At 66.3% G+C, this 22,259-nt stretch carries 16 protein-coding genes; 10 read left to right on the forward strand and 6 right to left on the reverse strand.

Translation table 11 applies throughout. From position 1 onward, the window contains the following. Positions 1-9: 9 nt before the first annotated feature. From hutU to CYJ07_RS09750, 3 genes are all read left to right on the forward strand, one after another. On the forward strand, positions 10-1,716 hold the full coding sequence (gene hutU, locus CYJ07_RS09740) for a urocanate hydratase (protein ID WP_104203503.1): 1,707 nt from the start codon (positions 10-12) through the stop codon (positions 1,714-1,716). Then, complete coding sequence (gene hutH / locus CYJ07_RS09745; protein ID WP_104203504.1) at positions 1,713-3,245, forward strand: histidine ammonia-lyase; 1,533 nt, start codon at positions 1,713-1,715, stop codon at positions 3,243-3,245. Before hutU ends, hutH begins: the two co-directional genes overlap by 4 nt. A gap of 108 nt (positions 3,246-3,353) precedes the next feature. Then, entirely contained in the window at positions 3,354-4,700 is a 1,347-nt protein-coding gene (locus CYJ07_RS09750; protein WP_104203505.1) for a Na+/H+ antiporter family protein, read from the forward strand. An 11-nt stretch (positions 4,701-4,711) separates the two neighbouring features. On the opposite strand, the gene CYJ07_RS09755 is transcribed toward CYJ07_RS09750, so the two are convergent. Continuing rightward, on the reverse strand, positions 4,712-5,197 hold the full coding sequence (locus CYJ07_RS09755) for a YchJ family protein (RefSeq protein ID WP_104203506.1): 486 nt from the start codon (positions 5,195-5,197) through the stop codon (positions 4,712-4,714). Between the two features lie 221 nt (positions 5,198-5,418). Between CYJ07_RS09755 and CYJ07_RS09760 the strand changes: the two genes are divergently transcribed. Beyond that, positions 5,419-8,205, forward strand: a complete 2,787-nt coding sequence (locus CYJ07_RS09760) for a cation-translocating P-type ATPase (protein WP_104203507.1) — start codon at positions 5,419-5,421, stop codon at positions 8,203-8,205. On the opposite strand, the gene hrpB is transcribed toward CYJ07_RS09760, so the two are convergent. Then, the gene (hrpB, locus tag CYJ07_RS09765) at positions 8,206-10,671 is read right to left on the reverse strand and encodes an ATP-dependent helicase HrpB (RefSeq protein WP_197038311.1); all 2,466 of its coding nucleotides are present in this window, start codon (positions 10,669-10,671) and stop codon (positions 8,206-8,208) included. A gap of 64 nt (positions 10,672-10,735) precedes the next feature. On the opposite strand from hrpB, the gene CYJ07_RS09770 reads away from it, so the two are divergent. Together CYJ07_RS09770 and arsJ are read left to right on the forward strand one after the other, a co-directional pair. Continuing rightward, on the forward strand, positions 10,736-11,752 hold the full coding sequence (locus CYJ07_RS09770; protein ID WP_104203509.1) for an ArsJ-associated glyceraldehyde-3-phosphate dehydrogenase: 1,017 nt from the start codon (positions 10,736-10,738) through the stop codon (positions 11,750-11,752). Beyond that, positions 11,749-12,966, forward strand: a complete 1,218-nt coding sequence (arsJ, locus tag CYJ07_RS09775) for an organoarsenical effux MFS transporter ArsJ (protein WP_104203510.1) — start codon at positions 11,749-11,751, stop codon at positions 12,964-12,966. The genes CYJ07_RS09770 and arsJ overlap by 4 nt, the downstream gene beginning before the upstream one ends. On the opposite strand, the gene CYJ07_RS09780 is transcribed toward arsJ, so the two are convergent. Further along, positions 12,938-13,621 (reverse strand): TetR/AcrR family transcriptional regulator, encoded by a 684-nt coding sequence (locus tag CYJ07_RS09780; RefSeq protein WP_104203511.1) that lies wholly within the window; start codon positions 13,619-13,621, stop codon positions 12,938-12,940. The genes arsJ and CYJ07_RS09780 overlap by 29 nt on opposite strands. 318 nt (positions 13,622-13,939) lie before the next feature. On the opposite strand from CYJ07_RS09780, the gene xdhA reads away from it, so the two are divergent. The 4 genes from xdhA (at position 13,940) to guaD (ending at position 20,199) form a co-directional block, all read left to right on the forward strand. After that, the gene (gene xdhA / locus CYJ07_RS09785) at positions 13,940-15,397 is read left to right on the forward strand and encodes a xanthine dehydrogenase small subunit (RefSeq protein ID WP_104203512.1); all 1,458 of its coding nucleotides are present in this window, start codon (positions 13,940-13,942) and stop codon (positions 15,395-15,397) included. After that, positions 15,381-17,852, forward strand: a complete 2,472-nt coding sequence (xdhB, locus tag CYJ07_RS09790) for a xanthine dehydrogenase molybdopterin binding subunit (RefSeq protein WP_104203513.1) — start codon at positions 15,381-15,383, stop codon at positions 17,850-17,852. The genes xdhA and xdhB overlap by 17 nt, the downstream gene beginning before the upstream one ends. After that, positions 17,852-18,715: a xanthine dehydrogenase accessory protein XdhC gene (gene xdhC / locus CYJ07_RS09795; protein WP_104203514.1), complete on the forward strand. Its 864-nt coding sequence runs from the start codon at positions 17,852-17,854 to the stop codon at positions 18,713-18,715. Before xdhB ends, xdhC begins: the two co-directional genes overlap by 1 nt. 161 nt (positions 18,716-18,876) lie before the next feature. Next, positions 18,877-20,199, forward strand: coding sequence for a guanine deaminase (gene guaD, locus CYJ07_RS09800; RefSeq protein WP_104203515.1), 1,323 nt, complete (start codon positions 18,877-18,879; stop codon positions 20,197-20,199). Between the two features lie 123 nt (positions 20,200-20,322). Here guaD and CYJ07_RS09805 read toward each other — a convergent pair whose 3' ends face one another. The 3 genes from CYJ07_RS09805 to CYJ07_RS09825 form a co-directional block, all read right to left on the reverse strand. Next, positions 20,323-20,460 carry a DUF1304 family protein gene (locus tag CYJ07_RS09805; protein WP_231489593.1) on the reverse strand — a complete coding sequence of 46 codons (138 nt, stop codon included), beginning with the start codon at positions 20,458-20,460 and terminating at the stop codon, positions 20,323-20,325. Positions 20,461-20,545: 85 nt separating this feature from the next. Beyond that, a complete protein-coding gene (locus tag CYJ07_RS09810) occupies positions 20,546-21,103 on the reverse strand; it encodes a dihydrofolate reductase family protein (protein WP_104203516.1) in 558 nt (185 codons plus the stop codon). A 456-nt stretch (positions 21,104-21,559) separates the two neighbouring features. After that, positions 21,560-22,084: a GNAT family N-acetyltransferase gene (locus CYJ07_RS09825; RefSeq protein WP_104203517.1), complete on the reverse strand. Its 525-nt coding sequence runs from the start codon at positions 22,082-22,084 to the stop codon at positions 21,560-21,562. Positions 22,085-22,259: the final 175 nt, after the last annotated feature.

The following is a 22,259-nucleotide window of genomic DNA, read 5'->3' on the forward strand; positions in this document are numbered from 1 at the left end:
AACCAAGCCATGAATCAGCCCCCTTCCTTCACGAGCGACCCGCGCCACGATCCCAGCCGTCACATCGCCGCTCCCAGCGGCAGTCGGCTCTCCTGCAAGAGCTGGCTGACCGAGGCGCCCCTGCGCATGCTGATGAACAATCTCCATCCGGACGTGGCCGAGCGCCCCGAGGACCTGGTGGTCTACGGCGGCATCGGCCGCGCGGCCCGCGACTGGCAGTGTTTCGACACCATTGTCGCGACCTTGAAGCGTCTGGAGGACAACCAGACACTGCTGATCCAGTCCGGCAAACCGGTCGGGGTATTCGAGACCCACCGGGATGCACCACGCGTGCTGATCGCCAATTCCAACCTGGTGCCGGCCTGGGCCACCTGGGAGCATTTCAACGAGCTCGATCGGCAGGGATTGATGATGTACGGCCAGATGACCGCCGGTAGCTGGATCTACATCGGCTCCCAGGGGATCGTACAGGGCACTTTTGAGACCTTCGTCGAGGCCGGACGCCAGCACTACGGCGGCGACCTCACCGGCCGCTGGATCCTCACCGCCGGCCTCGGTGGCATGGGCGGCGCCCAGCCGCTCGCGGCAAGCCTGGCCGGCGCCTGCTCGCTCAACATCGAGTGCCAGCAGTCGCGCCTCGACTTCCGCCTGCGCACCCGCTACCTGGACGAACAGGCCGATGACCTGGACGACGCCCTGGCCCGTATCGAGCGCTACACCGCCGAGGGCAAGGCGGTCTCCATCGGCCTGTGCGCCAATGCCGCCGATGTGCTGCCGGAAATGGTGAAACGCGGCGTGAAGCCGGACATGGTCACCGACCAGACCAGCGCCCACGATCCGCTGCACGGCTACCTGCCCGCCGGCTGGGACTGGGACGAGTACGTCGCGCGCGGCAAGGCCGATCCCGCTGCCGTGACCCATGCCGCCAAGCGCTCCATGGCGGTACACGTAAAGGCCATGCTCGATTTCCAGGCCATGGGCGTGCCCACCTTCGATTACGGCAACAATATTCGCCAGATGGCCAAGGAAGAAGGTGTCGACAACGCCTTCGACTTCCCCGGCTTCGTGCCGGCCTATATCCGGCCGCTGTTTTGCCAGGGCATCGGCCCCTTCCGCTGGGCGGCGCTCTCCGGCGATCCGGAGGATATCTACCGCACCGACGCCAAGGTCAAGGAGCTGATTCCCGACGACCCGCACCTGCACCGCTGGCTCGACATGGCCCAGGAGCGCATCGCCTTCCAGGGCTTGCCGGCGCGGATCTGCTGGGTGGGGCTCAAGGATCGCGCCCGCCTCGGCCAGGCATTCAACGAGATGGTTCGAAACGGTGAGCTCAAGGCCCCCGTCGTCATCGGTCGCGATCACCTGGATTCCGGCTCGGTGGCGAGCCCCAACCGCGAGACCGAGGCGATGCTCGACGGCTCCGACGCCGTCTCCGACTGGCCGCTGCTCAACGCCATGCTCAATACGGCAGGCGGCGCTACCTGGGTGTCGCTGCACCACGGTGGCGGCGTGGGCATGGGCTACTCCCAGCATGCCGGCGTGGTCATCGTCGCCGACGGCACGGACGACGCCCATGCCCGCCTCGGCCGGGTGCTGCGCAACGATCCGGGTACCGGCGTGATGCGTCATGCCGATGCCGGCTACGATATCGCCAGGGAGTGCGCCCGTGAGAACGGCCTCGACCTGCCAATGCTGAATGAGGAAAGCGCTTCATGACCGAGCTGGAGATTCAACCCGGCAGGATGACCTTGGCCCAGGCCCGCCAGGTCTTCGAGGCGCCGCTCCGCGTCACGCTGCCGGACAGTGCCGACGCCGCCATCCAGCGCGCCGTCGACTGCGTCAATCGTGTGGTGGCCGAGGACCGCACCGTCTACGGCATCAACACCGGCTTCGGCCTGCTGGCCCAGACCCGCATCGACCACGATCACCTGGAGGAGCTGCAGCGCTCGCTGGTGCTGTCGCATGCCACCGGCGTCGGCGAGGCCATGGACGATGCCCTGGTGCGCCTGGTCATGGTGCTCAAGGTCAACAGCCTCGCGCGAGGCTTCTCCGGCATTCGTCGCGAGGTGCTCGACGCCCTGCTTGCCCTGGTCAACGCCGAGGTCTATCCGCACGTTCCGCTCAAGGGCTCCGTCGGTGCCTCGGGCGATCTGGCACCGCTCGCCCATATGAGCGCGGTACTGCTCGGTGAAGGCAAGGCGCACCATCGGGGCGAGTGGATCCCGGCCCGCCAGGCCCTCGAGGTTGCCGGGCTCGTGCCGCTCGATCTGGCACCCAAGGAGGGCCTGGCGCTGCTCAACGGCACCCAGGTCTCGACCGCTTATGCGCTCAAAGGGCTGTTCGAGGCCGAGGATCTGTACGCCGCCGCCACGGTGTGCGGCGCGCTGACCGTGGAGGCCACGCTCAGTTCGCGGGCCCCCTTCGATGCGCGCATCCACGCGGCACGCGGCCAGCGCGGCCAGATCGACGCCGCGGCGGCCTATCGCCACCTGCTGAGCGAGCGCAGCGAGATCAGCGACTCCCATGCCCACTGCGACAAGGTCCAGGACCCCTATTCGCTGCGCTGCCAGCCGCAGGTGATGGGTGCGGTGCTGACCCAGATCCGTCAAGCCGCCGACGTGCTGGCCATCGAGATCAACGCCGTATCGGACAATCCGCTGGTGTTCTCCGACGACGGCGACGTACTTTCGGGGGGCAACTTCCACGCCGAGCCGGTGGCGATGGCCGCCGACAACCTGGCCCTGGCGCTGGCCGAGATCGGCTCGCTGACGGAGCGGCGCGTGTCGCTGATGATGGATACCCACATGTCACAGCTGCCGCCTTTCCTGGTCGAGAATGGCGGCGTCAATTCCGGCTTCATGATCGCTCAAGTCACTGCCGCCGCGCTGGCCAGCGAGAACAAGGCCCTGGCCCATCCGCACAGCGTCGACAGCCTGCCCACATCGGCCAATCAGGAGGATCACGTCTCGATGGCACCCGCCGCCGGCAAGCGGCTGTGGGAGATGGCCGACAACGTTCGCGGCATCATCGCCATTGAGTGGCTGGCCGCCTGTCAGGGGCTCGATTTTCGCCAGGGGCTGGCGACCACCGCGGGACTGGAGCAGGCCCGCCGGGCGCTGCGCGAGCGCGTGCCCTACTACGACCGCGACCGCTTCTTCGCCCCCGACATCGAGGCGGCCACCCACCTGCTCGCCTCCCGCGTGCTGAATCGCCTGGTACCGATGCGGCTGCTGCCGAGTCACTGACCCGAGCGTTTGCATGAGGTAATATACGCTGCCCCGAAGCCGAGCTTCGGGGCTTTCCGTCTACCCTTGCGCCTTCATTCCAACGTTTCCGGACCCAAAGAGCCACGCATGAATGCCATCGTTCTGGCCATCCTGGTCATGGTCGCCCTGAGCCTTGCCCGCGTCTCCGTCGTCTTCGCCCTGATCGTCGCCAGCCTGATCGGCGGCCTCGTCGCCGGGCTGCCGCTGGCCGAGATTCTCGACGCCTTCAACGATGGTCTGGGCGGCGGTGCCACCATCGCCCTCTCCTATGCCGTGCTGGGCGCCTTCGCCGTCGCCCTGTCACGCTCCGGCGTGACCGAGCTGCTGGCCGAGCGCGCCATTCGCGGCCTGCACCTCGACCACCAGCCCCCCAGCCGCCGCTGGGTCGCCTTCACTCTGCTGGGGGCCCTGCTCGCCGCCGCCATCAGCTCGCAGAACCTGATTCCGGTGCACATCGCCTTCATCCCTGTGCTGGTGCCGCCGCTGCTCAAGCTGATGAACCACCTGCGCCTGGACCGCCGGGTCGCCGCCTGCGTGATCACCTTCGGTATCACCGCGCCCTACATGCTCCTGCCGGTGGGATTCGGCTCGATCTTTCTCAACGACATCCTGCTCGCCAACCTCAACGAGAGCGGTGCCGAGCTGGGTCTTGAAGTCACGCGCGGCATGGTGCCCGTGGCCATGCTGATCCCCATCGGCGGCATGGCGTTGGGTCTCGTCGTGGCGCTGCTGTGGAGCTATCGCGGCCCACGTCACTACGAAGACCGTGACCTGGCCCACGGCGACGAGACGCCGGCCCAAGCCGCTCGGCATCTGGCACCCTGGCAGATGGCGGTACTCGCCGCCGCACTGGTGGGTACGGTGGCGACGCAGCTACTTTCCGGCTCCATGGTGCTCGGCGGGTTGTTCGGTTTCGCGCTGCTCTCGGTCAGCGGCGTGTTCCGCTGGCACGAGCAGGACGGCATCTTCACCGAAGGCATGCGCATGATGGCGCAGGTGGGCTTCATCATGATCAGCGCTGCCGGCTTCGCCGGGGTGATGCAGGCGACCGGCGAAGTCTCGGCGCTGGTGGAAGGCTCGACCGAGCTGATCGGCGACAACAAGGGGTTGGCGGCCCTGATCATGCTGCTGGTGGGGCTATTCATCACCATGGGCATCGGCTCGTCGTTCTCCACCGTGCCGATCATCGCCTCGCTCTACGTGCCGTTGGCGCTGAGCTTCGGTTTCTCACCCATGGCCACCATCGCCCTGGTGGGTACCGCCGCGGCATTGGGCGATGCCGGCTCGCCGGCTTCGGATTCGACCCTCGGCCCCACCGCCGGTCTCAACGCCGACGGCCAGCACGACCATATCTGGGACACCGTGGCGCCCACCTTCCTGCACTACAACGTGCCGCTGATCGGCTTCGGCTGGCTGGCGGCGATGATGCTCTAGGCTGGTGGCGACTAGCGGGCGCAGCAGCTCTTGAGCTTGCGCCCGCTGCCGCATGGGCAGGCGTCGTTGCGGCCCGGCTTGAAGCGAGTGACGTTGGGCGTACCATCCAGGTAGACCCAGCGGCCCGCCTCGCGTACGAAGCGTGAATCCTCCTCCAGCACGCCCCACCGACGCCCCTCGCGACCCTCGCGGAACGTGGCGCGAAAGTGTACACGGCCATTGTCGTCGTCCTGCCCATGGTCCAGCACCTCCAATCGCACCCAGCGTGTCGAGGCGTCAAGATCAAGTTCGAGCGGGCGCGTGCTGGCGTGCCAGGTCGTCTGCAGGTAGTCGTCCAGGCCCAGGACGAAGGCGCTGTAGCGCGAACGCATCAGCGCCTCGGGCGTGGGCGCCGGCTCACCGTCGTGAAAAGGGCCACAGCATGCTGCATAAGGTCTGCCACTGCCGCATGGGCAGCGCTCCCCCGCGCTCGGTGAAAGGACGTCGGCGGAAGGCATGAAAGTCTCCAATCGGTGCATGTCGCGGCAGGATACTCCGCTCGTGGGCTCCGAGCATCACCGGGGCTGCCCCGTCCGCTCACTCTCGGCTCCGCCCTGTCGATGCGACCTCATTCGACAGGAGGCAATGACATTACGCTACGCGTCACGCCTGCAGCGCCGCCCCGTGTGTGCTACCTCTAGAGACACTTGGTGGATTCCAAAAGCTTAGGAGGAGCAGCATGCCCGAACGCGATGATCAGGCAGAGCGCACGCCTTGGCACGCCATGACCGGTGACGAGGCGCTCGAGCGCCTCGAGGCCGAATCGAAAGGGCTCGACGACGACGAGGCCAAGCGGCGTCTCGAGCAGTACGGACCCAACCGACTACAGCAGGATGAAGGTAAGCCTTGGTGGAAACGGCTGCTGGCGCAGTTCAACAATGTATTGATGCTGATCCTGATCGTCGCGGCGATCGCCAGTCTGTTGTTGGGCAAGCCCCTGGATGCCGCGGTCATTCTCGGCGTGGTGGTGATCATCGCCCTGATCGGTTTCTTTCAGGAGGGCAAGGCCGAGAAGGCCCTGGAGAGCATACGCGGGATGCTCTCGCCGCAGGCTTCGGTCCTGCGCGGCGGGCGTGAGGTCCGAATCGATGCCGAGGAACTCGTTCCCGGCGATATCGTGCAAGTGGAAAGCGGCGACCGCGTACCCGCCGACCTACGCATTCTCGAGGCCAAGCGGCTGAACGCAGAGGAAGCGGCTCTGACTGGCGAATCCACGCCGGTGGACAAGGCCGACGAGGCGGTCGACGAGGACGCCGAACTGGCCGAGCGCAGCGACATGCTGTTCGCCGGCACCATCGTGGCCAAGGGCACCGCGACCGGGGTGGTGGTCGAGACAGGCGAGCATACCGAAATTGGTCGCATTTCCGAAATGCTGAGGGGCGTGGAACAACTCAAGACGCCGCTGGTCGAGCAGCTCGATCGTGCCGGGCGCATCCTGGCGCTGTTCATCGTCGGCGCCGCACTGCTGACCGGGGCCTTCGGCGTGCTGGTACACGGTCAGCCATGGACCGAAATGTTCATGGCCAGCGTCGGGCTGGCCGTCGCCGCCATCCCCGAGGGACTGCCGGCGATCGTGACCATCTCGCTGGCACTCGGCGTACAGGCCATGGCCCACAAGAACGCCATCGTAAGGCGGCTGCCGGCGGTGGAGACCCTGGGCTCCATCGCCACCATCTTCTCCGACAAGACCGGTACCCTGACCCGCAACGAGATGACCGCGCAGGCCATCCGGCTGCCCGAGGGCGAGTTCCGTCTTTCCGGTATCGGCTTCGCTCCCGAGGGCGACCTGCACTTGGCCCCGCGCGACAAAGAGCGTGCGGTCGACGAATTCGGCGAGGCGATCTCGCTACAGGATTATCCCGCCCTGGCCCACTTCCTCGAAGTCGGGGCGCTATGCAACGACGCCGACCTCAACGAAGAGGAGGATGGCTGGTGCATCAACGGCGACCCCACCGAGGGCGCCCTGGTCGTGGCGGCCGCCAAGGCGGGTATCGACACGCGTGAGCTGCGCGACGCGCACCCCCGCCAGGACGCCATTCCCTTCGACTCCGAACGCAAATACATGGCCACCCTCAACGAGCACGACGGCAAGCGCCTGCTGGTCAAGGGCGCGCCTGATCGCCTGCTCGAGATGTGTTCACAGGAACGAGGCAGCGACGGCGACGCGGAACTCGACCGCGAGGCGTGGGAGGAACGCATCCATGAACTCTCCTCACGTGGCCTGCGCGTACTCGCCCTGGCCGAGAAGCCGGCCGACGACCTGACGGGAGAGCTCAGCGATACCGACGCCGAGGAGGGGCTGGTGCTGCTCGGCATCGTCGGCCTGCTCGACCCGCCCCGTGAAGCCGCCATCGAGGCGGTCAAGAACTGCCAGCAGGCCGGGATCCGCCCAGTGATGGTTACCGGCGACCACGCGGTCACCGCGCGGGCGATCGCCGATCAGCTCGGTTTCGCGCGCACGGATCGCGCCCTGAGTGGCCGCGAGATCGAGGAAATGAGCGATGAGGAACTGGAGCGCGATATCACCGAGGTCGACGTCTACGCCCGGGCGGCCCCCGAGCACAAGTTGCGCCTGGTCAAGGCAATGCAGGCACGCGGCGGCATCTGCGCGATGACCGGGGACGGCGTCAACGACGGGCCGGCGCTCAAGCGTGCCGACGTCGGTGTGGCGATGGGCGTCCAGGGCACCGAGGCGGCCAAGGAAGCCGCCGAGATGGTCCTTACCGACGACAACTTCGCCACCATCGTCGCCGCCGTGGCCGAGGGGCGAAAGGTCTACGACAACATCCGCAAATCCATCACTTTCATTTTGCCGACCAACGGCGCCGAGAGCCTGGCCATCCTGCTGGCGATCGTGGCGGGCTTTACCCTGCCGATCACTGGCCTTCAGGTGCTGTGGGTGAACATGATCACTGCAGTGACGCTGGGTATCGCGCTGGTCTTCGAGCCCGCCGAGGAGAACGTCATGACGCGCCAACCGCGCGACTCTCACGCCCCACTGCTCGACATGTTCATGCTGTGGCGCGTGATTCTCGTCTCGCTGCTGCTGGTGCTCGCCGTGTTCGGCATCTTCGCCTGGATACTGCACGGCCAGGGCGGCAGCGAGGCGCTGGCACGCAGCGGGGCGGTCAACATGCTGGTGGCGGGCGAGATCGTCTACCTGATCAACAGCCGTTACCTGCTGGACAGCAGCCTGTCGTGGCGGGGGCTGTTCGGCAGCCACGCTGCGCTGGTGGCCATTGCGTTGGTGGCGCTGTTCCAGCTCGGCTGGACCTACCTGCCCTTCATGCAGATGATCTTCGGCACGGAGGGTCTCTCCCTGCTGCACTGGGCGGTCATCGCAGTCGCCGGCGTGGCGGTGTTTCTTGTCGTGGAGGCGGAGAAGTGGCTACTGCGCCGCCGGGAGGTCTCCGCGGCGCAATCGCCCCATTCAGGCAAGGAAAAAGAGAAGGCCGCCGCCGGCTGATCAAGCGCGCGGCTTGGTCCGCGCGGTGGCCACGGCGGTCAGCGGGTCCTCCGGCCAGGGATGCTTGGGGTAGCGGCCGCGCATTTCGCGACGCACCTCGGGATAGCCGTTGGCCCAGAAGCTCGCCAGGTCGCCGGTGACCTGCAGGGGGCGCCGGGCCGGCGAGAGCAGGTGCAGCAAGACCCCCACCCGCCCGTCGGCGACTCGCGGTGAGGTCTGCCAGCCGAATACCTCCTGGAGTTTGACCGCCAGCACCGGCGGGCGCGCTTCCAGGCAGGGCGTATAATCGACGCGCAGTCGCGAGCCGCTCGGTACGTCGAGGCGTTCCGGCGCCAAGGCCTCCAGTCGACGGCGCTGCGCCCATTCGAGGCTGTCGAGCAGGAAGCGTCCCAGTGGTAGCCGCTCCACGGCCTGGAGCGTCTGGACGCCGTCGAGATGGGGCCCCAGCCATGTCTCGAGCGTGTCCAGTAGGGCAGGCATCGACCAGTCGGGCCAGTCTTCGCCCAGCGCCCCGCGCAGCAGTGCCAGCCTGCCGCGCAGTTGCTCGTCGTTTTCATCGAAGGGCAGCTCGACGCGACGGCGCAGCGCATCCAGCAGCGCCTCTCGAATTGCTTCGGGCGGCAGCGACTGCAGCGGCCTGCGCTCGAGCACCACCGCACCAAGACCACGCACCTGCTCGCCGACCAGTTTCCCCTGCCCCTCGGACCACGCTAGGCTGGCACGCCAGATGCTGGTCTCGGGATAAAGGGCCTCAAGTCGCTCGCGGGCAATCGCTACGCCACGGAAGATCTTCGCTCTGCTGGCCTGACCGTCCAGCTCGGCGGCCACCAGCAGCTCGGCATGGGCCAGCGGATGCCGCTCAGGCAAGGTGGCGAGGCCGCCGGAGGCCAGGCGGAAGCGTCCCGGCCCGAACTGATGAGCAGTTCGCTGTGCCACTCGCTCGGGATAAGCCAATGCCAGCAGTTCGCCCAGCGGGGCCAGGCTGTCCACGTCGAGGCGCACGCCGGCAAGGCGAGCCAGCCGCTGCGCCTCGCGCTGCCAGGCGCCGTGCGCGCGCGGGTTCGCCAGGCGCGCCGCTAGTCCACGTTCGAGATCCTGTTCGTCGTCGAGGTCCCGCGTCTCGAGTGCCGCCACCAGCGCGCAGGCCAGCGATCGCGCGCCGAGGGCATCGGCACGCTCCAGCATCACCGCCAGCCGCGGATGGGTGGGCCAGCGCGTGCACGCACGCCCCAGCGCAGTGAGCAAAAAGGCGTCGTCCAGCACGCCGAGCCGCTGCAGCAGCTCCCGCCCCGCTGACAGCGCAGCGACGGGCGGTGGCGTGACCCAGGCCAGATCAGCCGGGTCGACGATACCCCAACGCGCCAGCTCGAAGGCCAGCGGCACCAGGTCGGCCAGGTGAATCTCGGGCTCGCCGTGGGGCACGAGCGGCTGTTCCTCGGCCCACAGCCGCAGGCACAACCCGGCACCCTGACGCCCGGCGCGACCGCGGCGCTGGTCGGCGCTGGCACGGTTGACACGGCGCGTCTCCAGCCGCGTCAGGCCGCTGCGCGGCTGGAACACCGGCACCCGTTCCAGGCCGGCATCGACGACGATACGCACCCCGTCGACGGTGACGCTCGACTCGGCGATGGCGGTGGCCAGCACTACCCGCCGACGCCCATCGGCCTCGGGCTGCAGGGCACTGCGCTGGGCAGCCAGCGACAGCCGTCCGTGCAGCTCGCGGATCGCCAGGTCGGGCATTCGCCGGCCCAGTTCCTGCGCCAGCCGGCGAATCTCGGCCACGCCGGGCAGGAACACCAGGGCATCGCCCTCGGCAACGGCAAGCGCATCGCTCACTGCCGTAGCCTGCTGACGAGCCGTATCGTCGCGGCTGTTGAGCGGCCGGTAACGGGTGTCGACCGGAAAGCTGCGCCCTGGGCAGTCGATCAACGGCGCATCCTCGCCCAACACACCCAGCAGCGCATCGACGTCGAGCGTCGCCGACATCACCAGCAGGCGCAGGTCATCGCGCACCGAATGGGCGTCGAGCGACAGCGCCAGTCCCAGATCGGCCTCCAGGCTGCGCTCGTGGAACTCGTCGAAGACGATGCCTGTCACCCCGTCGAGCAGTGGATCGTCCTGCAGCATGCGCGTCAGCACGCCCTGGGTGATGACTTCGATTCGCGTGGTCGGCCCCGTCCGGCTTTCGCCCCGCATGCGGTAGCCGACGGTCTCGCCCACGTTTTCACCGAGGGACTGGGCCATGTAACCGGCCGCCAGCCGCGCGGCGATCCGCCGGGGCTCCAGCAGCAACAGCTTGCCATTCCCGAGTTCGCCCGAGCACCAGGGCTCGTCAAGCAGTGCCAGGGGCACCCGAGTGGTCTTGCCCGCCCCCGGCGCGGCCACCAGCAAGACGCGCGCATGTCGCGCCAGGGCATCACGCAGCTCGTCCAGGCGCGACGCGATAGGCAGCCCGGCGGACGTCATCGAAAAGTCATCGTCCTTCATATACGATTTGCCATATATATCATCAACGGCACAGGAGCCCCTCATGTCCCTTCGCATCGGCATCAACGGTTTCGGCCGCATCGGGCGCCTGGCGCTACGTGCCGGCTGGTCGAATCCCGAGCTCGATTTCGTGCGCATCAACGACCCTGGCGGTGACGCCGCGACCCTCGCCCACCTGCTGCAGTTCGACTCGGTGCACGGACAGTGGACCGGCGGCGGCGATGATATCACGGCTCACGACGACGCCCTGATGGTGGCCGGCCAGCGCATCCCATTCAGCGCCAATCGGGATATCGCCGATACCGACTGGTCCGGCTGCGACGTGGTAATCGAATCCTCGGGCAAGATGAAGACCCGCGAAAGTTTGAAGGCCTATCTCGATCAGGGCGTGTCGCGCGTGGTGGTCAGCGCCCCGGTGAAGGAGGAAGGCGTGCTCAACGTGGTGATGGGGGTCAACGACCATCTGTTCGATCCCAACCAGCATCGCATCGTCACCGCGGCGAGCTGCACCACCAACTGCCTGGCGCCGGTGGTCAAGGTGATCCATGAGCAGCTCGGCATTCGCCACGGCTCGATGACAACCATTCACGACATCACCAACACCCAAGTCATCCTCGACGCCCCGCATAAGGACCTGCGCCGGGCCCGGGCCTGCGGCATGAGCCTGATTCCCACCACAACAGGCTCGGCCAAGGCGATCACCGCCATCTTCCCCGAACTCGAGGGCAAGCTGAACGGCCACGCCGTGCGCGTGCCGTTGGCCAACGCCTCGCTCACCGACATGGTTTTCGAGGTGGAGCGAGAGACCACGGCCGAGGAAGTCAACATGCTCTTGAAGCAGGCCGCCGAGGGCGAGCTTGCCGGCATCCTGGGCTTTGAAGAGCGCCCGCTGGTGTCGATCGACTACCGCAGCGATCCGCGCAGCTCCATCGTCGACGCCCTTTCCACCATGGTGGTGGCCGGCACCCAGGTGAAGCTCTACGCCTGGTACGACAATGAGTACGGCTACGCCTGCCGCACCGTGGAACTCGCGGCCAAGGTGGGGAAAACCGACGCATGATCGCACGCGCCACCGCCCTGCCCCGCGAGGTCCGCCAATACCTGCTGGTCACCGGCAACTACTGGGCCTTCACCCTGACCGACGGCGCCCTGCGCATGCTGGTGGTGCTGCATTTCCATCAGCTCGGTTATTCGGCGCTGGAAGTGGCTCTGCTGTTCCTGTTCTACGAATTTTTCGGCGTGATCACCAATCTGGTGGGCGGCTGGCTTGGCGCACGGCTGGGCCTGAATCGCACCATGAACCTGGGGCTGGGTCTGCAGGTGGTGGCGCTGGCCATGCTGCTGGTCCCCACGGCCTGGCTGACGGTGCCCTGGGTAATGGTCGCCCAGGCGCTCTCGGGTATCGCCAAGGACCTCAACAAGATGAGCGCCAAGAGCGCGGTGAAGACCCTGGTGCCCGCCGGCGAGGCCGGCCACGCCGCTCTCTACCGCTGGGTGGCGCTGCTCACCGGCTCCAAGAACGCCCTCAAGGGGGTGGGGTTCTTCCTGGGCGGACTGCTGCTCACCCTGATCGGCTTCCGGGGCGCGATATTGGCCATGGCGCTGATGCTGCTGGCGGTGCTGGCCCTGTCGCTGGTACGGCTCGATGCCGACCTGGGTCGCGCCAAGGCCAAGCCGAAGTTTCGCGAGATTTTCTCCAAGAGCCGCGCCATCAACATTCTCTCGGCGGCGCGACTGTTCCTGTTCGGTGCACGGGACGTCTGGTTCGTGGTGGCTCTCCCGGTGTTTCTCGCCACCCGGTTCGGCTGGGATCACTGGCGCGTAGGTGGCTTCCTGGCCCTCTGGGTGATCGGCTACGGCGCGGTTCAGGCCATGGCGCCGCGCATCACCGGGCGCCACGCGGGCCGCTCGGCCGCCATCCTGTGGGCAGCTGGGCTCGCTCTCCTGCCGGCGCTGATCGCGCTGGGCCTGGAGCCATCGGACCCGGGCTGGCAACCGCCTGTCGTACTGCTCGGCGGCCTGCTGCTGTTCGGCGCGGTGTTCGCGGTGAATTCGAGCCTGCACAGCTTTCTGATCGTCAAGCTGGCCCGCGCCGACGGCGTCTCGCTGGACGTGGGTTTCTACTACATGGCCAATGCCATGGGGCGACTGCTCGGCACCCTGCTTTCCGGATGGCTCTACATGACCGGCGGGCTCACCGCCACGCTATGGGTCTCGAGTGCCATGCTCGCGCTGACGGTAGCGATCAGCCTGTCACTGCCGAGGGGGGCCTGACCCCACACCCCTTCAGGATCACCTGAGTCAGAAACTGGGTGATCCGCTCCACGTCGGCGTCTGTGATCTCGTCTTTGCCGGTAATACCCAGCACCTGGGCCTCGAAGTCCGCGTAGTGCTGCGTGGCGGACCAGATCAGGAAGATCAGCCACACCGGGTCGACCGGGTCCATCAGCCCCCGCTCCGCCCACTGCTCGAAGACCTTCGCCCGGGTTTGCACCCAGTCGCGCAGCTCGCCGCGCAGGTACTCCTGGAGGAACGGTGCGCCGCCGAGGATCTCGGCGGCAAACAGGCGCGAGCCCTCCGGGTGACGACGCGAGAGCTGCATCTTGCTGCGGATGAACGCCTCCAGCACCTGGGCCGGATCGTCCTCGACGCTGATGTCGTCCAGCAGTGCGTTCCAGCGCGCCATCATTCGCTCGAGCAGGCGAACGTAGAGACCGCGCTTGTTGCCCATGTAGTAGAGCACGTTGGACTTGGGCAGCCCTGCTTCCTCGGCGATGGCCTGGACGCTGGCACCGCGATAGCCGTACTGGGCGAAGACCCGCTCGGCGGCCGACAGGATGGAGCGCTCGTTACGCTCGCGGGTGGCGCCGTTGCTTTCACTGCTTTGGGATGGGCGTTGCAAGGTCTCGGTTTCGGTCGCGTCTGTCATCGACGGCCCCTGCCTGTGGTGGTCCTGTGAAGCAAAGAGAGTGCCCGAGGCGGGCGTTTCCTGCAAATACGACCATGGCAGGCGCGCCGCGGCAGGAGGGATATCTTCCCGGTGCGCTGCGGTGGGGCTCGCCGGGAGCTATTCCCAGGCTTGCAAAGTGCGACATTCTGGCCCATGCTGAATATATCCTGACCATTTGGTCAACAGGTGGCGATCCCACCAAGCCGTGCGAACGACTACGTCAGGTCTGCGAACACAAGGTCAACGCGAGACATCGACGAGAGTCCGTCAACAAGAGAGTTCACAAGAGACAAGGCGATGATCGACTTCATGCTCAACGGGCAGCCGCGCCGATGCGAGGCGACCCCCGAAACCAGCGTGCTGGAGCTGTTGCGCGAGACGCTCGGCGTTACCGGCACCAAAGAGGGCTGCGCCTCCGGCGACTGCGGCGCCTGCACCGTGGCTATCGGCGAGCCCGGGCCCGACGGTGAGCTGCGCTACCACAGCGCCAATGCCTGTATCACCCCGGCCCATCAGCTCAACGGTCGCCACCTGGTTACCGTGGACGGCCTGGCCGAAGGCGAAGCGCTGCATCCCGCCCAGGCGGCCATGGTGGCATGCCATGGCAGCCAGTGCGGCTTCTGCACCCCGGGCATCGTCATGTCGCTGTTCACCCTGCACGAACAACAGCGCCAGGCGCCGGCCCCGCTGACCCCTCAGCGCCTGGAAGCGGCGCTGGGCGGTAACCTGTGCCGCTGTACCGGCTATCGGCCGATCCGCGACGCCGCCATGACCATGAGCGCGCACCCGGACCATCGCCCGCTGTGGCTGGACGCGGCCGCGCCGAAACAGGGCGAGCAAGCCGATCCCCCGGCCGACGCCACCTTCCTGCAGCCGACCTCTCTCGCCGAGCTGAACGAATGCCTGAAGCGGCATCCCCGGGCTCGCCTGGTGGCCGGCGGCACCGATCTATGGCTCGAAACCACCCAGCGCCTGGCACGTTTCGAGCGCATCATCGACGTCACCCGCGTCGCCGAACTCAATGCCGTAGACGAAGCCACGCTGAAAGATGGCCGGCACGGCTGGTGGGTCGGCGCCGCCGTCACCTATTCGCGCCTCGAACCGCTGCTCGAGGAGCACTACGACGCCTTCGCCCACCTGCTGCATCGGCTGGGCTCACAGCAGGTACGCAACCGCGGCACCCTGGGCGGCAATATCGCCAACGCCTCGCCCATCGGCGACACTCCGCCGGTATTGCTGTCGCTGGGCTCGCGCCTGCGCCTGGTCGGGCCCGAGGGCGAGCGTGAACTGCCCCTCGACGAGTTCTTCCTCGACTACAAGCGCACCGCCCTGCGCGAGGGCGAGGCCATTCGCGCCATCTTCCTGCCCCGCCCCGCCGCGGGCCAAACTCTGAAGGTGTGGAAGCTGTCCAAGCGTCGTGAGGACGACATCTCGGCGGTGCTGGGCGCTTTCACCTGGCGCATGGAAGACGGGATCCTGCGTGACGTGCGCCTGGCTTTCGGCGGCATGGCGGCGACGCCCAAGCGTGCCGCTCGCGCCGAGGCGGCTCTGGAGGGTCATGCCCCCGACGCGTCAGCGTTCCTTGCCGCGCGCGAGGCCTTGGCCGAGGACTTCCAGCCCATGTCCGACGTGCGTGGAAGCGCCGACTATCGCCGGCTCTCCGCCGCCAATCTGCTCGAGCGCCTGCGTCTCGTTATCGCGCAAGCCGAGACCGACAGCCCCCGGGAGGTGATGCTCCATGCGTACGCTCACTAAGCTGAACAATTCCACTGTCGCCGACGACGTGAGTGCCGAGTCGGCAACCGCCCGCCACGAACTCGACGGTCGCATCAAGGGCTCAAGCCCCTTGGCGCGGGATACCATGCATGCGGCTCCCCATCCGCATGCACAGGCCCATGAGAGCGCGGTCAAGCACGTCACCGGTCGCGCCGCCTACATCGACGATCTGAAAGCGCCCGCCGACACCCTGCACGTGGCGCTGGGCCTCTCTCCGGTCGCCCACGGCCGCCTCACGCGGCTCGACCTGGACAAGGTGCGCGGCATGCCGGGTGTGGTCGACGTGGTCGGCTTCCATGACGTACCTGGGCATACCGATATCGGCCCCGTCTTCCCGGGCGACCCCATCTTCGTCGAAGAGGAGATCAGCTACGTCGGCCAGGTCATGTTCGCCGTGGCCGCCGAGAGCCATCGCGCCGCGCGGGAAGCCGTTCAAGCGGCAGGCGTGGAAATCGACGAACAACCGGCCTGCCTCGACCCGGTCGCCGCCGCCGAGCGCGGCGAGTTCGTGCGCCCCACCCACGTGCAGCAGAGCGGCGACTGGGAGCAGGCACTGGCCAATGCCGCCCATGTGATCGAAGCCGAACAGTTCGTCGGCGGCCAGGAGCACTTCTACCTGGAAGGCCAGGCCTGCCTGGTGCAACCCACCGAGGACGAGGGTGTGATCGTTCATACCTCGAACCAGCACCCCAGCGAGACCCAGAAACTGGTGGCCGAGGTGCTGGGCATTCCGTTCCATGCCGTGACCGTGGAGGTTCGCCGCATGGGTGGCGGTTTCGGCGGCAAGGAGACCCAGGCCTCGCCCTGGGCCTGCATCGCCGCGCTGATCGCCCGGCGTACCGGCCGCGCCACTCGCGTCCGCCTGCCCCGCGCCGATGACATGCGCGCCACCGGCAAGCGCCACCCGTTCCATAACCGCTATCGTCTGGGTGTCGACGACCAAGGCGTAATCCAGGGCGGCGAGATCACCGTGATCGGCGACTGCGGCTACTCCCCCGACCTGTCCGACGCCATCGTCGACCGCGCCATGTTCCACAGCGACAACGCCTACTCGCTGGGCGAGGCCCGGGTGACCGGCCATCGCGCGCGCACCCACACCGCCTCGAACACTGCCTTCCGCGGCTTCGGCGGCCCCCAGGGCATGATGGCGATCGAGGCGGCAATGGACGATATCGCTCGGCGCATCGGCGAAGACCCGCTGACGGTGCGCAAGCGGAACTTCTACCGCCCCGGCCGGCAGACGACCCACTACGGCCAGCAGGTGGATCAGATCGCCCTGCTGCGCGAACTCGTCGAACAGCTCGAGACCAGTAGCGAGTACTGGACACGGCGCCGTGCGATCACCGAGTTCAATGCCGAAAGCCCCATTGTCAAGCGCGGCCTGGCGCTGACGCCGGTGAAGTTCGGCATCTCCTTCACCGCCAAGCATCTGAACCAGGCCGGTGCGCTGCTGCACGTCTATACCGACGGCAGTGTCATGATCAATCACGGCGGCACCGAGATGGGCCAGGGCCTACACACCAAGATCTGCCAGGTGGTGGCCCGCGAACTGGGGCTTGATACCGACGAGGTGCGCATTACCGCCACGCGCACCGACAAGGTCCCCAACACCTCGCCCACCGCGGCGTCGAGCGGTGCCGACCTCAACGGTCAGGCCGCACGCGACGCCTGTGTGAAGCTCAAGGAGCGCCTGTTCGATTTCGCCCACGAGCACCTCTACAAGGACCAAGGACTCGATCGCGAAGACATGCGCCTCGAGTCCGGTCATCTCGTTGCCGGTTACGGCGAGAGCGAGCGTCGCATCCCCTGGGGCGAGCTGGTCCAGTCCGCCTACCTGAACCGTATCTCGCTCTCCGAGAAGGGCTTCTACGCCACGCCGCTGATCCACTACGACCGCAATGTCGGCCAGGGCCGCCCCTTCTACTACTACGCCTTCGGCGCCGCCGTGGCGGAGGTCAGCGTCGACACCCTGACCGGCGAGTACCAGGTCGACCGGGTCGACATCCTGCACGACGTGGGCGACTCGCTGAACCCGGCCATCGATCTTGGCCAGGTCGAGGGCGGCTTCATCCAGGGCATGGGCTGGCTGACCAGCGAGGAATTGAAGTGGAACGAGGCCGGACGCTTGATCTCCGACGGCCCGGCCACCTACAAGATCCCCACCTACGGGGACCTGCCGCCGGTGTTCAACGTCAAGCTGATGGAGGGCCACCCCAACTCCATGGCCAGCATCTACCGCTCCAAAGCGGTCGGCGAGCCGCCCTTCATGCTCGGCATGGCGGTGTGGTCGGCGCTGCGCGACGCCCTGGCGAGCCTGGCCGACTACGCCGAGGCCCCGCGCCTCGACACCCCGGCCACGCCGGAGCGGGTGCTGATGGCCGCCGAGGCCCTGCGCAGCCGATACGACGCCGCACAGGCACAGGGAGCGGTGTGATGAACGCGCCGCGCCCGCAGGCCTGGCACGAGGCGCTGCATCGGCTGCAGCGCGAGGGACTGCCCCATGCGCTGGCCACCGTGGTGACCAGTGCCGGCTCCACGCCTCGTGAGCCTGGCGCGCGCATGGTGATCGCCGAGAGCGAGGTGTTCGACACCTTGGGCGGCGGCACTTTCGAGTTCCAGGTGATCGACGCGGCCCGCGAGAAGTTGGCGCGGGGCGAAGCCGGCATGAGCCTCGAGGCCTTCGCCCTGGGCGGGCGCAGCGGCCAATGCTGCGGCGGCTTCGTCAACGTGCTGCTGGAGATATTTCCCGGCAGCGCGGCGACGCTCGCCCTCTTCGGCGCCGGCCACGTCGGCACCGAGCTGGTACGACTGGCCGCCCCGCTGCCCTGGCGGGTGCTGTGGCACGACAGCCGTGATGACGTCTTCCCGGCCTGGGCCGCGGATCAGTCACGGCTGAACTGCCGCCACGCCGCCGACCCACAGGCCGCCGTGGCGGCGCTGCCGGCCGGCAGCCACGCGCTGGTGCTGACCCACGATCACGCCGAGGATCGCGTTCTGGTCGACGCTCTGCTGCGCCGCGACGACATCGCCTCCATCGGCCTGATCGGCTCGAAGAGCAAGTGGGCCAACTTCCGCTCACGGCTTACCGATGCCGGCCACGACGCCGACGCCCTGGCCCGGGTGCGCTGCCCCATCGGCACAGCTTGCGGCGGCACCGGCGGCGACAAGACGCCCTACGCCATCGCCATCGCCGCCCTGGCCGAGCTGCTGCCGATGGTGGGCAGCGCCGAGCGCGTCGACCAGCGCGGCCTGGAGCCGGCAGAGCTTAGAGCTCTGTTCAGCGAACAGTCACGATGATGCATAGCAATGCCAAGACTAGGGGCTCCCGAGACAGGCCAAAGGGGAGGTCCTTTGCCATGGATGGCGAAGGTAGCGTCCAAGGAAGGATTTACAGCGCCTCCCCGAAGGTCTGTCGCCGGAACAGCCCCAGCCATCGTATCCATTAAGGCCCTGACAAGATGAACCAGAACAACTCGCGCGTGATACGCGCCGAACTGCTGAGCTTCGATGCCGACCCCGGCGAAGGCGACAGCCCCGCCGAAGGCAGCGTACGTCACTACGTCGACGGCGTACTGTGGCTGGAGAACGGCCGCATCAAAGCCATCGATGACTACGCGACACTGTCGCCACGACTACCCGAAGGCATCGAGACGGTGGATCATCGCGGCAAGCTGGTGATGCCCGGCTTCATCGACAGCCACGTGCACTACGTGCAGCTTGAGATCATGGCCTCCTATGGACGCCAACTGCTCGACTGGCTGAACGAGTACACCTTCCCCGAGGAGTGCGCTTTTGCCCAGCGCGAGCGCGCCGATGTCATTTCCAACGCCTTCCTCGACGAGATGCTGCGGGTCGGCACCACCACCGCCCAGGTGTTCTGCTCGAGCCACCCCACCTCGGTGGAAGCCTTCTTCTCGGCCTGCCGCGAGCGCGACCTGCGCATGCTGGCGGGCAAGGTGCTGATGGATCGCAACGCCCCCGAGGCGCTGTGCGACGACACCCATGGCGGCATTCGCGACACCGAACGGCTGATCGGTGACTGGCATGGCACCGCGCGACTCGGCTACAGCCTGACCCCACGCTTCGCGCCGACCTCCACCCGCGAGCAGCTCGACGCCACCGGCAGCCTGCTGCGCAACGACGATAGCCTGTGGCTGCAGACCCACCTCTCCGAGAACCCCGGCGAGCTGGACTGGGTGGCCGAGCTATTCCCCGAGAGCCGCGATTATCTTGAGGTCTACGAGCAGTCCGGCCTGGTCGGCCCGCGCAGCACCTTTGCCCACGGCATCCATCTCGACCAGCAGATGCGTACCCGGCTGGCCGAGCGCGGCGCCAACCTGGCCTTCTGCCCCAGCTCCAACATGTTCCTCGGCAGTGGCCTGTTCGACCGCCTGGCGGCACGTGAAGTCGGCCTCAATGTCACTTACGCCAGCGACGTCGGCGGCGGCACCGACCTCTCCGGCCTCGCCACGCTCAAGGCCGCCTATCAGGTAGGCCAGCTGCGCGGCCAGCCGCTCACCGCCTGGCAAGGCCTCTACGGCCTCACCCTGGGCAATGCCAAGGCACTTTCGCTGGATGACAAAATCGGCCGCTTCGCCACCGGCATGGAGGCCGACTTCGTCGTGATCGACCCCGACGGCGCTCCCCTGCTGGCTCGCCGCCATGCACGCTGCAAAACCCTCGGTGAGCGGCTGTTCGCCCTGATGATGCTCGGCGACGACCGCAGCATACTGGAGACTTGGGCCAGCGGGAGCTGCCAGCACCGGCGCGAGCAGGCCTAACACTAAAACGAAAATGGCGAGTGGTTCTCGTGAATCCACTGTTCCATTAGAACAGGGTTCATGAGGACTACTCGCCATAGGTGAAACGCTCGATAGCTCGAGCACAGGGTTAAGCTCGGTTTGTTACGAAGCAAGAAGCAGCAAAACAAGGCCAAGCGCGGCGGGAACGACTTGAATGAGGAGAATCTTCTTGTTCGCAGACAGGCCGCCATTGAGACCAGCGACCAAATTGACTCCTTGGCAATTAACGTCACGCAGCACGCGTGGCTTTGTAGTGGAGGCGAAGCCGCAACGAAAAAGCCATCGTCGTGACTGCGCTTGTTAGGCGACATGCCCCATCTCCAAGTCAGCGCGCGCGCCGGTAGTACATTGCGACCGCGCCGCTACGGAGCGGCTTCGCCGAGATCAACTCTAGCCGTCGCGTGCTGGGCAGCCCGCTCTCGTACAGGGTCGGGCCGTGACCGGCGATCCTGGGGTGGATTAGCAACTTGTACTCGTCGATCAGATCCAGCCGATCCAGCTCGGTCGCGAGCTTGCCGCTACCGAGGAGTACGCCGTTCGGGGTCGCGTCCTTGAGCTTCTGTACACCCGCGCGCAGGTCGTCGGCGATGTGGTGGCTGTTGGTCCACGAGAATTCCTTTCGCGTCGAGGACACGACGTACTTCGGCTTGGCCTCCAGCTTGGCCGCCCACTCGCGCATCGCCGGCGGTGCCTCCACGTCGCCGCGGGCGACCGCTGGCCAGTAGCTCTCCATCATCTCGTAGGTGACGCGGCCCCACAGCATCGCCCCTCCCTCGTCCATGAGACAGGTGAAGAAAGCGTGTGTCTCGTCGTCGGCGCTTCCCTCCTGGTGGTCGACGCAACCGTCGAGGGTGACGTTGATGCTGAAGGTTAAAAGTCCCATGGATACGAGTTTACTCCGAGTTGGCGACACGCTGAACTGTCACTAGCTGCTAACGCCGCCAGCACGCGCGGCTTTGTAGTGTAGGCGAAGCCGCAACGGAAAAACCGTCGCTGTGCCTGGCCTTGTTAGGGCATGAACGCCAAAAGTACCGCTTTATAGGAGTATACGATAGCTGTACCGAACAGAGTATATCCCGCGAGTGCAGCAGCAATGGCTGAATACCGAAAGCGATCGCCCCACTTCTCATAGTTGTCGTTGTCGTCATCGCTCTCGGAGTAGCATGCCTGGATAAAATAGCGTAGCGCAAAATCGGGACCACTGGCCTTTCCGACTAGATTGCTTAGAACTCCAAGTAGCGCAACGACTGCGCCACCGTTGATGATTAGTAAGGAGTGTAGTGCGCTCTTGCCTGCCTCCAGAACCGCCTTCAGCATCTCAATGCTGTGTTGTGTCTGCTCAGTGTAATGGGCAAGCATCCCTTGTTAGGCGCTTATCCTCATCTATGGACTTGGTCATAAATGCGCTATTTGGATCTTCCACGTAATCTCCGAAAGGGGAGCATGGAGTAAATCCAAAGGAAGCATACAGCTCCCTCGCAGGTTTGAAGTATTCCATTGATCCGGTTTCTAGGCTGAGCTGCTTGTACCCGTACTTTTGTGCCTCAAGCACTATGTGCGAAAGGAGCTTTGACGCAATACCCTTTCGCAAGTACCGCTTTGCAGTCCTCATGGACTTAATCTCTGCATGCGCTTCTGAAAGGCGCTTTAGCGCCCCTATTCCTGCGAGTTGCGAACCGTCCCACACGGCCCAGAGCGTAATGTCCGGGTTTCGTAGCCCATCAAGGTCGAGTGCGTGACGGCTCTCCGGCGGAGCCGTCGGCGCCATCGACTCAAGGTGCTCTCGAATTAGTCCGATAACTTCTTGACTTCGCGCGTCATCAACACGGATGTCCAAGGTTGCTTCCTCGCTGGATTGACGCATAACTCCGCCAGAACGCGCGGCTTTGCAATGAAGGCGAAGCCGCAACGGAAAAACCGTCGCCGTGCCTGACCTTGTGAAGTGTGACGGTATTTACCTGACAGTCGGCCACTGAAAAGCAAAGTGCTCATAGTCCCCAGTGGGTTATAGAACGAGTGTCTGAGGCTCGGCTGTAACA

Source organism: Billgrantia saliphila (assembly GCF_002930105.1).
In the GTDB taxonomy this organism is placed as follows: domain Bacteria; phylum Pseudomonadota; class Gammaproteobacteria; order Pseudomonadales; family Halomonadaceae; genus Halomonas; species Halomonas saliphila.